This window comes from Vibrio ichthyoenteri ATCC 700023 (genome assembly GCF_000222605.1).
In the GTDB taxonomy this organism is placed as follows: domain Bacteria; phylum Pseudomonadota; class Gammaproteobacteria; order Enterobacterales; family Vibrionaceae; genus Vibrio; species Vibrio ichthyoenteri.
The window spans coordinates 1-12711 of sequence record NZ_AFWF01000045.1 but is presented as its reverse complement, the minus strand read 5'-3'; the positions used below and the strand labels follow the sequence as shown (position 1 = coordinate 12711).

The 12711-nt window shown below is 44.7% G+C and carries 7 protein-coding genes and 2 pseudogenes; 1 reads left to right on the top strand and 8 read right to left on the bottom strand.

Annotated features, from left to right (window positions below):
• The 6 genes from RH85_RS04925 to pheS all read right to left on the bottom strand — a co-directional run.
• The coding region (locus RH85_RS04925) for a LysM peptidoglycan-binding domain-containing protein (protein ID WP_039948618.1) at positions 1-2977 on the bottom strand (2977 nt) is incomplete at its 3' end.
• Positions 2978-2979: 2 nt separating this feature from the next.
• The gene (locus RH85_RS04920; protein ID WP_006711098.1) at positions 2980-3519 is read right to left on the bottom strand and encodes a DUF4123 domain-containing protein; all 540 of its coding nucleotides are present in this window, start codon (positions 3517-3519) and stop codon (positions 2980-2982) included.
• Positions 3512-5596 carry a type VI secretion system Vgr family protein gene (locus tag RH85_RS04915; protein WP_006711096.1) on the bottom strand — a complete coding sequence of 695 codons (2085 nt, stop codon included), beginning with the start codon at positions 5594-5596 and terminating at the stop codon, positions 3512-3514. Before RH85_RS04915 ends, RH85_RS04920 begins: the two co-directional genes overlap by 8 nt.
• A gap of 159 nt (positions 5597-5755) precedes the next feature.
• Positions 5756-6274 carry an Hcp family type VI secretion system effector gene (locus RH85_RS04910; protein WP_006711095.1) on the bottom strand — a complete coding sequence of 173 codons (519 nt, stop codon included), beginning with the start codon at positions 6272-6274 and terminating at the stop codon, positions 5756-5758.
• A gap of 272 nt (positions 6275-6546) precedes the next feature.
• On the bottom strand, positions 6547-8952 hold the full coding sequence (gene pheT, locus RH85_RS04905; RefSeq protein ID WP_006711094.1) for a phenylalanine--tRNA ligase subunit beta: 2406 nt from the start codon (positions 8950-8952) through the stop codon (positions 6547-6549).
• Positions 8953-8970: 18 nt separating this feature from the next.
• Positions 8971-9954: a phenylalanine--tRNA ligase subunit alpha gene (pheS, locus tag RH85_RS04900; protein ID WP_005594293.1), complete on the bottom strand. Its 984-nt coding sequence runs from the start codon at positions 9952-9954 to the stop codon at positions 8971-8973.
• A 251-nt stretch (positions 9955-10205) separates the two neighbouring features.
• Here pheS and RH85_RS04895 point away from each other — a divergent pair, with 251 nt between their 5' ends.
• Positions 10206-10688 carry a GNAT family N-acetyltransferase gene (locus RH85_RS04895; protein ID WP_039948615.1) on the top strand — a complete coding sequence of 161 codons (483 nt, stop codon included), beginning with the start codon at positions 10206-10208 and terminating at the stop codon, positions 10686-10688.
• A gap of 16 nt (positions 10689-10704) precedes the next feature.
• Here RH85_RS04895 and RH85_RS04890 read toward each other — a convergent pair.
• A pseudogene (locus RH85_RS04890) lies at positions 10705-11816 on the bottom strand (bacteriohemerythrin).
• 160 nt (positions 11817-11976) lie between these two features.
• A pseudogene (locus tag RH85_RS04885) lies at positions 11977-12711 on the bottom strand (hypothetical protein); the annotation flags it as partial.

Sequence of the window (12711 nt, the reverse complement as noted above, 5' to 3'; positions counted from 1 at the left end):
TTCTTAATCCAAGCCCCGTTGCTATGGTTAATATATCGTTAAGCAGTTCAAAATCATCGTTTACGCCATTTTCATCGGCCTCACCAAAGACAGACAACCTGCGAAAATTGCTTTTTTTCAACACGCCGAGTAGGCAATCTAAAAACTCATCTAGACGTTCAGTATCAACCACTATTTCCGTTTTACCTTGGCAGCCAGGGCCAAACACCAGTCCAGCTTTTGCGATCACCAACAAAATACCGCCTTGAATCGCTAAGCGAAATTCAGCTTGAGCGCCAACCCCCGCAGCGGCGGCGAGTGAACCTTGGACTGAACCGAGCTTTTGTAAGTTGATTGCTTTAGGCTCTGGGTTATTTGGCTCAATTGTTTTCTTACTGCTGGGTGGCGTTGGTGGAGCCCAATATACCGCAGCCGTAAGGCTACCTCCGGCTTCAACGCCGGCAAAAACATCCACGCTGGCAGAGGCTTCGGCAGCTATTTTCGCTTTTTCTGCGTCGTTTAAGCTAGCGTTGCCTAGGTTATAGCCATCACGCACATTGGGATCAAATAACCCTATGGTGCTGCCCTTGATGCCAAAGCCTTCACCTACATCGGTTGGTCCCATCGTAATTTTTGCGCTGAGTTGGCATGATGCAGCCGCTAGACCATATACATTGCCGATGATATTCGCACACAAATAGCCAGCTTGATAAGGATGCTCCTTATCTTCTTGATCTTGATACAAAATCGTTAATTGATGAGGCTTCACTTGGGCAATTGCTTTAGGGCTATCGTCTTGTAAAGGTAACCAAAAACTCATGCTGAGCTGTGCTTGCAACGCGGTAAAGGTTGCTGATATACCACCAGAACCACCGATGTTGCGAGCCTCAGAAATAAGACCCGAGTATGAATTTAGAGGGGAATTCAACTCGGTTTCGGCTTTGCTTGAAAAACGAAGTAGTTGGGCACCAGCATCGATATTAAAAATTCCGCCCTTTCCATTAGGGCCTATACCGTCTTGGTAATGGTAACTATCTTGCCAGAAGGCAGTATCAAATTGCTTTTCGGCTTTGAGTGGAACCAACTCCATTTTGATGCTTACGTCTGCCATTTTTTTCAGCGCCGCTGGTATATCATTGTCTTCAATAAGATCAGCGCCTTGAGAGGCTTTATCGACTACCGCTATTTTACTGGTGATATTTTGAACTCGCCCCGCGGATTGACATATCAAACGTTGGTCATCACCCGGCATATACCACTGTGGGCCACGTACGTAAAACACCTTACCATCAGAGAGTAAGCAACATTCCACAACTTGGATATCGTTGTAACCCGCTTGGTTGCTAAAACCTGAAATTTTGATTTCTTTGGGTTTGTACGCCGATTCATCCCAAAGCAAGGTGAATTTTTTAGGAAATAGCGCCTCCTCACCAAAGGTGAATTGCATGCTTTTTGCACCTGCTGCCGCTTTTTTCTCTGCGATCGATTTTAAAAGTGCAATACGTGCAAGCGCGACTTTTTTAATCCACAATAACTGACCAAACAGCTGTTCCAGAGGTGTGCTTCCGGTGTTTAAGACCCGTGCTAAGGCCGATTTATGCTTTTTAATCGTGGCATCAATCACAGCAATTAACGCAACCGTTGGGTAATACGCCCAATCTAGATCGGTGTTATTGACCAAACTTTCAATACTTTTCTGATCGTTTTTTCCGTCAAACTCTGGACCTCCAACCTCTGCATATAAATCTGCAATTAACATTGTGGCGTTAATGTCTAACGGTTTCGCTGCTCCGCTTTCTTTTTTTCGCCAAGGTTTTTTGGCTAATGCTTCTGGCCCTAGCGTGATACCGGAGTCACCAATTAATTGCTTCGGAGTTAAACACTGCTCTTTAACTACATAGCCATTGACGTTGAGAGTTCGGATGTTTTCGGCACTATAATAATATTTATTGTTTCTTCTAACTCTGCCCAATTCACTAAGTTCACTCCCTTCTTCCCATGCTTTCTCCAGCATTTCTGGCCATGCAGACAAATATTCAACACATTCAGCATGTGAACTCAGTGCTAAATCCATTCCACTGCGTCGTTCTGACCGAGATTTTCTATTTAAAGCTTGAATTGCATCGGCTATTTCTTTTTGCTGAGTTGTGGAAAAATAATCTAACTTTTCCATGAAAACAAACTTAGTACCATCTTCTGCGTCTATTTTACCCGCCGCCTTTTTAGCCTTTTTTTCTAGTTCGTTAATATGCTTAGTAATTAAAACTAACAACTGGGTGCGCAATTGATTATTGATTCTATTAATGAATTTGGGGCTAGATTCTAAGTCTGGCTCTTGATTCATTGCAGGGTAGCCACTGACTGAAGAGTTCGATTGCCAATCCGATAGCCAATTGAATCGCTCTGCCAGTTGATAATCGAGAGTCTTTGCCACTTTTAGCAAAAACTCATTTGGATTTTTTCCGTCGACCACACACGCTCGTGTATTAATCGCGAATTGAGCAAAAAGAAGAGAACGGTATTTTTCTACCTGTTCTTCATCCATAAAGTGTTCATATTGTTTTGCTTCAAATTTTGACAAAATCCCTAAATTATTTAAGTTTTTGACGATTGCATCCATATCATCAATACTCTCTCCCAGTATTTTCTTTTCTTCAAGAAGTAAGTCTTTTACTTTTTGATCAATTGCATACCAAGTCTTCTTACCTGTTTTCGGGTGTGCTGGAATATAAAGGATGTCATCCAATGGCGTGTCGGTTTTACAAATATCAGAGGCTTTTTCCTCAGGGGGGGGCGTTACGGGGGTTGGCGTACGTGAACCATCGACCTGTATAGGTAATGGCAACGGAAGAATTAAAGTATTTCCTTCGTAAATAAGATTGGGATCTTTTATTTGAGTGCTATTCAGTTTCATTAAATCTTGTACTGAAACACTAAAGCGCTGAGCAATAAGGCTTAGACATTCGTCCTGTAAAATTGTGTAGGTATTTTGACTCATGTTCACACCCATGATTTGAAAATTTCTGACGTCAGAACGTAAGGCGTTTTTGGCAAGGCCTCTTGCTTCTCTTGTTGGATAACCTGCTCTAATTGACCATTCTCGTTCATCCAAATTACCGAGGTAGACGGACCAAGCAATGTCTTTAAATCAGCATCATTTAGCTCGTTTTTGATTGGCTGCCAAAATGCTGGTGTATAAAATCTTAATAAACAAGGATGACTTTCTATATTCGCGAGCAAGAGCGTTTGCCAATGTGTTAGTGATTTTTTTTCATCGCATTCTTGAGATAACTCAAACACGACTGCACTTGAACTAAAACCAGGTAACGATAAATATTGCCTAATGTCTGGCGTTTGGCCGAGATTAATGAGCAGAGGGCTTTGCTCAATAAGATGTTCTAAATCCGAACCAGCGAACAAGCGTAAAGATCGCTTGATAGAAGCCTTCTCACGTAATACGTCCATTGCATCCGGAATACGAACGGTATCGACGATGAGCCAATAATCTGACTTAGCGGCTAAAGTTGGTAAACTATTCACAAGGGCAATCCTCGCGAGGACAAGAACCATCCGCTTGGCGTAAACATCTCTTGGCGATCGGTATATCGACTAACGACAAATTCATGAATTTATCAGCGGAGAACTGTAAAGGCAGAGGATTTACTGGCGGTGGTGGAGACTCCACCCCCAACGGCAGCGCCGCTAACTGCCCGCCATAGCCACTGCCGCTGCCTGCACTACCACCTGAATTGAGATTGATAGCAGCGCCGACGATGTGTACGCCGGCAGGGTCGATTTTTACAAAGCTGCCACCAACTTTAAGCGTCATCTCTGCGCCCGCTTCGACTACGATTTTTGCGCCGCTTTTAAGGTGTACTTCATTACCTGCTTCTAAAGCGTGTAGATTGGCGACTTTGTGGTGCATGCTGCCGTCAACAATGGTCGTTTGATCTTTAGATACTTTGCTGCGGCTTTCGCCTGCCACCGTTAGGTGTTGATTGTTTAGAATTTTGCTGAAACGATCGTTATCCATGGTTAAGTGTTTATCGTGCTTAATGTGGGTGGTGTGATCGTTTAGTACATCAGCTTCAAAGTCTTTCTGGGCGTGTAGGTAGATTTTTTCCGCTTGGGCTTGGTCTTCAAAACTCAGTTCATTGAAACCTTCACCTTGGTGAGTTTCACTGCGCAAGATGGTTTTGGTTTTATGATCAGGGAGCGTATACGGCGTGGTGTTGGTGGCATGGTAGGTACGCCCCGTCACGATTGGTTGGTCAGGATCGCCATTTAAAAATGAAACAATCACTTCGTGACCAATACGAGGAATCGCCATCATGCCATATTGACTGCCAGCCCAGCCTTGCGACACGCGCACCCAACACGAGCTGTATTCATTGCCTGATGAATAACGATCCCAAGGGAAATGCAGCTTTACTCGTCCATGCTCATCACAAAAGATTTCTTCGCCTTCTGGCCCCACCACCAGCGCTATCATAGGACCGTCAACTTGCGGTTTTGCCTCCGGCTTCGCACGCCATGTTTGATTCGCTGGTATACACTCAAAGATATTGTTGTAAGTCGTTGCACCTGCGCCGCCAGATTCTTCTAATGCTTGCGGTTGTGTCCCTTGCCGAACAATATTGACCACTAACCAATTGCGATTGAACTCGGGGTTTAAGTGTTCTTGTAAAGCAAAGCGACAACCGGCTCTTAATAGCGGCTGATTACTCTTGCCAAATGCAAGACGCGATTGGCGACGTAAATACTCCAAACGAATTTGGCTGAATGCTATACCACTTTCATCGTTCTTATAGCGACCAGGATAGTCAAAATGATCATAACTATCTTGCTGATACTCGATATCGCTGCCGTGCTGATTTTGGCTAAAACCGTATTCCGGCTTTTTAAAACTGTAGTCCTTCAATTCGACAGAAGAGACTTGTGATTGAGTTCGCGCTTGTATCCCTGAAATGTAGGGTATATCGATAGCACCACCAGAAAGGGCGTTATAGGGTATGGGTAAGTCGAGTGATGGCAGCAAATCGGTGCTATCGCTAAACACTAGCGTGTGTTTGTCTTGAGCGTGTTCAAAACTGTATACCAGCCCTTCTTCAGCAGCTAATCGCTGTACAAAAGCTAAATCCGTTTCTCGGTATTGAACACAGAACTCTCGCGCTGGGTGATCACCTGAAACGGCAAAGCTGTAATCATTGATGCCCATTTCTTGCAGCAATACGGAGATAATGTCAGGTACGCTCTGCTGTTGAAATATACGGCTATTTTGACGTAACGATAGGCGTTCAAAAGCAGGCACTAACGTTAACGAATAGAAGGTATGGTGATGACCGATATCGCCTTGAGAAAACTGACGAACAACCCCATGCACACGCTGAGTCAATTGCCCATTGCGGTACATCTGTAGCTCGGCTGGCATATCAACAATGTCTTCTGGTGATAAGTCTGACCGACGACTGGCAAGCTCAACCTCATAGCGAAATCCGTAGCATGGATCACCATTAAAGGTACTTTCAGATAATGATTCTTGCCCATCAAAGCTTCGCACGACCAAGCTATCGTCTTCTACCCCATCTAGCGCGATGGTAAACGTCAATGTTGCCATGAGAATTCCCTATTCAATCAACGCCAAAAGCCTTAAGCAAAACTGGCTAATGTAACCCGCTTTGGTTAAGGCAAAATGGCCGCTTAAGTAGATGACCGCACTCGATTATTCCATCGATATCTATATCAGGCTTAAGCCGCCATTAAAATTGCTTAGTGCTTACGCTTCAACTGGTTTACGCCAGTCATCAGAACCGGAAGTACCTGCGTTAACGTGGTCCCAAGTAATCTTACGGTAAGACATTGATACTGTGAGGTTTTGAGTGAAATCAGATTTGGCTGGATCTTGGCAATGTGGCATTTCACATTGAATATCAACAATCGAGGCGTTTTCGAGCTTAGTCGTAAAGAAGTTCTCTTGCTTGCCTTCAATCGAGGTGCGGTACCACTTTAGAGTCACTTCATTCATTTTTTCGCCGGATGCCAATGCGTTGTATAGCAGCGGTACAGCCTTGTTTAGAGAAACTGTAAATTGGAATGGTTTATGAACTCGTTGGCCTGAAGGCTGACCTGACTGAGGGTCGGTTGGAACAGTGACCGTATGATCGAACTTCTGAACCAACATTTCATCTTCATGGCCTTCAACGTATGAGTCACCAATTGAATCTGAAGTACAAGCACCAGCAGTGATAAGGCCCTGTGTTTGGCCGTTAATTTGAATATAACAAGGAGTTGGCATGGTATGAATCCTATTTTCATTAAGTTAATCCGTAATCGTCACCTAACAAAGCAGTAACCATGCCAAACAGTTACACCATTAAAATCAAACACTTAAACGAGAACGCAATTAACTAAGCAAGATATTGCCCAGAAAGAACATAAAAGTTGCCCAAGTGAGCAAAAACTTGCTCAGATAAGTTCATCATGACCAAGTGCCAGATTTAATGATATTTAGCTATAAAAAAACCCGCTAAATTAGCGGGTTTTGAATGTTTATTGTATCAACAACCATTAGTCGCGTAGTGATGCGCCAAACTTATCTGATACGTGCGCTACAATCGCATTTACCGCACCAGCAATATCTGCATCTTCAAGCGTACGCTCAACAGATTGTAGTGTTAGGGCGATAGCTAGGCTCTTCTTGCCTTCTTCTACACCTTTACCTACGTAAACGTCGAATAGTTTCGCATCTTTTAGGAACTCACCACCTTGCTCAAGACACGCAGCAACGATGTCGCCAGAAGCCACAGCTTCGTCAACAACCACTGCGATGTCACGACGGTTTGATGGGAACTTAGAAAGCGCTACCGCTTCTGGGATCACTTTAGTGTTGATCGCAGACCATTCGATTTCGAATACGATAGTACGGCCGTTTAGACCAAACTTACGCTCAAGCTCTGGGTGAACCGTACCAATCACACCCACTTCTTTGCCATCAACAACGATTGCTGCTGATTGACCTGGGTGTAGGGCTGGGTTCGCCGCTTTCGCTTCTGCAGATAGCGCTGCAAATGCGTATGCTTTGTCGTTTGCCGTTAGCTCAAGAACCGCTTCTAGATCACCTTTAAGATCGAAGAAATCAACCGTGTTGGTTTCTACGTTCCAGTGCTCTTCACCACGAGTACCTGCGATAACACCTGCAAGCATTGGCTCTTGGCGCATACCGTTTTCAGCTGATTCACACGGGATGAAACGCAGACCGTATTCGAACAAACGAACACGTGGTTGCTGACGTTTTTGGTTGTGAACAACCGTGTTTAGTAGACCTTGGATTAGGCCAAGACGCATCGCTGACATATCCGCAGAAATAGGGAATGGCAGGATTAGCGGCTCAACACCTGGAACAACCAATTTTTGTTGTTCAGGTTCAACAAAGCTGTAAGTGATCGCTTCGTGGTAACCACGGTCAACAAGAAGATTACGTACACGCTTAAGCGGTAGGTCAGCTTCTTTGTGATCGTTCATGCTAAGTGCAGCAACTGGTGACTGGTTAGGAATGTTGTCGTAACCGTAGATACGGCCAACTTCTTCAATCAAGTCTTGCTCGATAGCAATATCAAAACGCCACGTTGGTGCAGTTGCAACCCAACCTTCCGCATTCGCTTCTACAGCCATGCCTAGACGCTCAAGGATTTCAACAACATCGCTATCTGCAATGTGGTGACCTAGTAGGTTGTCTAGTTTAGTGCGGCGCAGTGCAACTTGGTTTGCTTTTGGTAGATCTGCTGCAGATTCAACCGCAACCACTGGTGCAACTTCACCACCACAGATTTCAACAAGCAGCGCAGTTGCACGCTCCATTGCATTTACTTGTAGTGCGTAATCCACACCACGTTCAAAACGCATAGAAGAATCTGTGTGTAGACCGTATGCACGCGCACGACCACGGATGTGGTCAGGGGCAAAGAATGCACACTCAAGCAGTACGTCTTTTGTTTCAGATGTCACACCTGATTGCTCACCACCAAAGATACCAGCAATCGCTAGTGCTTTGTTTTGGTCTGCAACCACTAGAGTGTCTGCATTTAGCTCTGCTTCGTTACCATCTAGAAGAGTCAGCTTTTCGCCTTGCTCTGCCATGCGAACCACGATACCGCCTTCAATCTTAGCAAGATCGAATGCGTGCATAGGTTGGCCTTGCTCTAGCAGAACAAAGTTAGTGATATCAACAACAGGATCGATAGAACGAATACCACAACGACGCAGTTTTTCTTGCATCCAAAGTGGTGTTTCCGCTTGAACGTTAACGTTCTTAACGATACGACCTAGGTAACGTGGACACGCTGCTGACGCTTTTACTTCGATAGCAACCGTATCTTCGATAGATGCTGCAACCGCTTCAACTGAAGGCTCAGTTACGTCAGCACGGTTTAGAACGCCAACTTCACGCGCCATACCACGGATGCTGAAACAGTCCGCGCGGTTAGCCGTTAGGTCTACGTCTACAGTTACGTCGTCTAGGCTCAAGAATTCACGGAAATCAGTACCGATAACTGCGTCTTCTGCAAGCTCCATGATGCCTTCTGATTCAACATCGATACCCAGTTCAGTAAATGAACAAAGCATGCCGTGTGAAGGTTGACCACGTAATTTGGCTTTTTTGATTTTAAAATCGCCAGGAAGAACAGCACCTACCGTTGCTACTGCAACTTTGATGCCTTGACGACAGTTTGATGCGCCACAAACGATGTCTAAAAGCTCTTCTGCACCTACGTCAACTTTTGTTACACGCAGTTTGTCAGCATCTGGGTGCTGACCGCATTCGACAACAAGACCAACTTTAACGCCGTTAAACGTGCCTGCAACTGGTAGTACGTCGTCTACCTCTAGGCCCGCCATTGTAATTTGATGTGTTAGTTCGTCAGTGGTAACCGCAGGGTTTACCCACTCACGAAGCCATGATTCGCTGAATTTCATAGTGATGGACCCTCTGGATTACTTGAACTGTTTTAGGAAACGAAGATCGTTCTCGAAGAACGAACGTAGATCGTTTACGCCGTAACGCAGCATAGTTAGACGCTCAACGCCCATACCGAATGCGAAACCAGAGTATTTTTCAGGATCGATGCCTACGCTACGTAGTACGTTCGGGTGAACCATACCGCAGCCTAGCACTTCTAGCCATTTACCGTTTTTACCTTTCACGTCCACTTCTGCTGAAGGCTCTGTGAATGGGAAGTAAGATGGACGGAAACGCACTTCTACTTCTTCTTCGAAGAAGTTGCATAGGAAGTCATGCAGCGTGCCTTTCAGCTGTGCAAAGTTCACGTTTTCATCAACCAACATACCTTCCACTTGGTGGAACATTGGCGTGTGTGTTTGGTCGTAATCGTTACGGTAAACACGGCCAGGAGCGATGAAACGGAATGGTGGTTTGCCACTTTCCATGGTACGGATCTGTACGCCAGAGGTATGAGTACGAAGCATCAAGTCTGGGTTAAAGAAGAAAGTATCATGATCAGTACGCGCTGGGTGATCAGCTGCAATGTTCAGTGCATCGAAGTTGTGGAATGCATCTTCGATCTCAGGGCCAGACTCAGTGGTAAAACCAAGTTCGCCAAAGAATTGCTCGATACGCTCAACAGTGCGAGTGACTGGGTGTAGACCACCGTTCTCGATACGACGACCTGGTAGAGTTACGTCAATCGTTTCTTCAGCCAACTTCGCTTCCAGCTCTGCACGTTGTAGTGCGTCTTTACGAGCTGAGATTGCTTGTTGAACTACGCCTTTCGCTTTGTTGATCTCTTGACCAGCTTCACGGCGCTCTTCTGGTGGCAGTTTGCCTAGGCTTTGAAGTTGAGTAGTTAACTCACCCTTTTTACCTAGATACTGAACACGCACTTCATCAAGTGCGACTAGCGACTGCGCAGCTTCAATAGCAGCACTCGCATTAGCAATGATCTCTTCTAGATGTTGCATCGTTTCCTCATCTACCTATGTCTTTGTCCGAGTCTAGCTTCGAAACAAACCACATAAGCGGTAGTGTCCATAAGCGTCCCGACAGGGATCTTGGGTCTTTAAATAGCCCTACATAGTAACGAATGCCAACTCTAAATCCAATCGCAAATCACTATTCTCACTGCCTTTGCGTAAATTTTCGGCTGTAATATTGAATGTGATGAATTTCATGCCCATATCAAGACAATAATTCTCCAATGAAAGACATCATTATGACGGTAACTATTGCACCAATCACCACCAAACAAGATGACGATATTTGCCAGATAATCAAAATGGTTGGCGCGGAATTTGGCGCTGTTGGTGAAGGATTTGGCCCATCAGATCCAGAAGTATTGGCCATGAGTCGCTATTATACCCAAGACAAACGTAGTCTTTATTTGGTTGCAACGCTCAACGGTGATGTTGTTGGGGGGTGTGGCTTAGCACCGTTTAACGATTCAGAGCAAACATGCGAGCTAAAAAAGCTGTTCTTATTGCCCCAAGGGCGCGGGTTGGGACTTGGTAAATCACTCAGTGAACAATGTTTAGCCTTCGCCAAACAGCAAGGCTTTAATCAATGCTACCTTGATACGATCTCTTCGATGCATTCCGCCATTGCTTTATACGAAAAACTGGGCTTCGAGCATTTGACTCAACCAATCTCAGGGACCTTGCATGGCGGTTGTGATGTGTGGATGTTGAAAACCCTATAACCAGCACTGACGATAATTATTCGACACTCAACCATGCGGATACGCGATTGCGTCCTTTCGACTTCGCCGCGTAGACCGCATTGTCTGCTTGCTTAATCAGATCGTGGAAATCATTCATGTCGCTAGTGCGCTCAGCCACACCGACGCTGATGCTACCGCGCCAAAACGCTTTACCCAGATCCAACTGAAGTTCAGAAATTGACAGCTGGGCTTGGCTCGCTACGTGTAATCCACCACTCTGATCTGTGTTAGGGCAGAGAACAAAAAACTCATCGCCACCTAAGCGACAAACAATGTCGTCATTACGAAAATGGTGCTGAAGTAACAACGCAATTTCTTGTAAAACTAGATCTCCGGCATCATGTCCCGCGCTATCGTTGACCTCTTTGAAATGATCAACATCAATCATAATCGCGACTAAAGGCTCTGCTTTTTGTTGAGATATTTCCCATAATTGCTTGAGGCTGCGCATCGCAGAGCGGCGATTGGGTAACTTAGTTAACGAATCGGTAAGTGACAACTCTTCTAGTTTTTTATTCGCTTTGCGCAGCTGCTTAGTGCGATTTTCAACCATATCTTCGAGGTTTTGATTGAGCTCTAATAACGCTTCCGTTGTGACACTTGATCAAACAGTCCAGTCAAAGCGGCAAGCAGAGGCTCCGTACTGCTATCGCGAGATTTTTCTTCTTCCTCATATGCTTTGTGTGCCGGCACACCACGCTCAATTTTTTCTAACTGACGCGACATGTTTTTATCGATACCCAAAATATGATAAGCCAACCAGTGGATCAAAAAGTTAAGCAGCAAAACCGCCGCTTGTTTATTTTGATCATTGACAAAGGCTTGCATACCGATAATTTCAGTCATAAATGCGCGGTGAACTTTGATGTGTTTTTCAAGATGATCGGCGTAGAGTCCCTTACTTCTCATCATCGCTTCTTCTTCACGAAAGTGAAATTCAGCATAACGAGATAATTCGAATAAAACCGTACGAATATCTTGAATTGAGATAGTATTTTCAGCCACTAATTTGCCATAACGATTAATGATATCCACCAAAAACTGATGCTGCTCATCCACTTCGTCAATACCGGTTTCGTAGCAGATATCCCATTGGAATGAGTTCATAAGCGCGCCTTTTGTTACCAAATCTAATTACTTAAGTTGTTAAGTCTACATAGAATTAGCCATGAAGCTCATACAAAGTAATGAAAAAGGGAGCTAGATCTGCTCCCTTGGTTTATTTTTTAGCGCTAAATTAGTTTGCACTGAAATAAGCAACTTTGGCTTAAAAATAATATTCTAAAGACACTTCGATGAAATCATCTTCACGAGCAAAATAGAGTAAGTCGCTCGGCGTTTCATTTTCAAACAACCATGCGTCTACTCGCCACTTCAGATGATTAGTAAGGCGACTTGATGCCTCAAGCTTTGCGTTATAAATATCTTGCTGATCAAGATCTTGAGTGACACCAATCAGCACTTCTGTACCCGCTTGATCATTCAACACAAACCGGCCACCGAAGAACAGGTCGTTTTGGCCGTTCGTTTGCGCGGTTTCACCACGACTATCGTAAAGATACTCTGCTATTACGCCAAAATCCCAAATAGAAGCCAATACACCGACCCAGGTATATTCGAAGCCACCTACAACACCAATATGATGATCCTCACTATCACGATAGATCGTTTCTAACTTCCATAACCAATCGCCGACAATTCCTTGGATATCTACACCGACTTGCTTTGACAAAGCGTAGTACGGCACTAAGTCGTTACCGACAATACGATAATAAGGATCGCGGTTAGTCCCTTGAAAATAGCTTAACCCCAGATCCCAATCGTCAAACATGGTGCTATAGCGCAAGGCAAAATCAATGTGTTGTTGCTCTTGAGAGGATTGATAAATAGCCTCTTGCGAGACTGGAATTATGGGTCTTAAACGTCCCTCTTCTCCAGCAAAAGTGCGCTCACGAAAATAAGGGAGCAGCAGCGTATCCAGCGTCCCCCACTCTTTTATCGC

Bases quoted from the DNA above. Each gene is read 5' to 3' on its own strand.
- RH85_RS04915 (WP_006711096.1), bottom strand. From the start codon at position 5,596: ATGGCAACATTGACGTTTACCATCGCGCTAGATGGGGTAGAAGACGAT.
- RH85_RS04910 (WP_006711095.1), bottom strand. From the start codon at position 6,274: ATGCCAACTCCTTGTTATATTCAAATTAACGGCCAAACACAGGGCCTT.
- pheT (WP_006711094.1), bottom strand. From the start codon at position 8,952: ATGAAATTCAGCGAATCATGGCTTCGTGAGTGGGTAAACCCTGCGGTT.
- pheS (WP_005594293.1), bottom strand. From the start codon at position 9,954: ATGCAACATCTAGAAGAGATCATTGCTAATGCGAGTGCTGCTATTGAA.
- RH85_RS04895 (WP_039948615.1), top strand. From the start codon at position 10,206: ATGACGGTAACTATTGCACCAATCACCACCAAACAAGATGACGATATT.